General features: G+C 52.7%; 2 pseudogenes. Both read left to right on the top strand.

The annotated features are described in order from the left end of the window. A pseudogene (locus tag ACTJKF_RS31345) lies at positions 1-394 on the top strand (T6SS effector phospholipase Tle3 domain-containing protein); the annotation flags it as partial. A gap of 134 nt (positions 395-528) precedes the next feature. Next, positions 529-921 (top strand): annotated as a pseudogene (locus ACTJKF_RS31350) (virulence factor); the annotation flags it as partial.

Consider the following 921-nt stretch of genomic DNA (forward strand, 5'->3'; position numbering starts at 1 on the left):
CGCGATGCCGGAAGGCTACAAGGAATGGCGCGACAAGCAGATCGTCGACTGGCTCGATCGCGGTGCGACGAATAGCCCGACCAATCACTCCACGACGATGACCAATCCGGAGCATGCCGAGAAGGCGCTTGCTTATGACGTTGCGGTGGGTCTTTGCTATCTCACGCCTAAGCAAATGAAATCGCTTCGGATTGAGGCAGATTGGCGGACCAGCAAAGGTCTCCCGGACAGAAATCCAAACAAGAAGTATTACGAATATTTTTCACGCGGACAACTTGACGATTTATCGATTCATGAATGGGTACATGCGGAGGATAGTGAAGGCAACAAGCCTGACACGATCACAGATGAACGTGAAGGCGAGTTCTACCTGAAGGTCGGAGGTGTGATTTGAAGGCTCTAATCGCTACATGGCCGCGACGTGCCATCGCAGCCGCTTCGACATGGCTCATCACCACCGTACTAATGGCCACGCTGATGGCGCACGTGGAACAACCCGACCCGGCGCATTTGGAAATAGGAGATTGGATGAAACGATTCTTTGCCGTACCTGGCCTGGCCGCACTCATGGTGTTTCTGTTCGCCACATCCATCGTGCGCTCGGCACATGCAGCGCCTGTTAGGGCGCTAGAGAATTCGTCGCCATATGCCGAAGAGCCTACCAAGCCGTTCGTCGCGCAGGTAGTCGGCTTGATGTGGTTGAATCCATTACAACGCATGGACTATTCAACCGAATGGCAATTGTTGTGGACGCAAGGACTTTCCGAACCAAACAAGAATGACGATATGGTTCGCACCGATCCGAAGTCTTTCACTACCCTTCAATCGGTAGCGGGAATCGCATATGGCAATGAAGGCGATGAAACATTCAGAGGCTTCTACCGCAAGTACATGTTCGATTTTCCTCTGCTGCTAAGCTCG

The sequence above is a fragment of the Burkholderia sp. 22313 genome (assembly GCF_052045245.1).
In the GTDB taxonomy this organism is placed as follows: Bacteria; Pseudomonadota; Gammaproteobacteria; order Burkholderiales; family Burkholderiaceae; genus Burkholderia.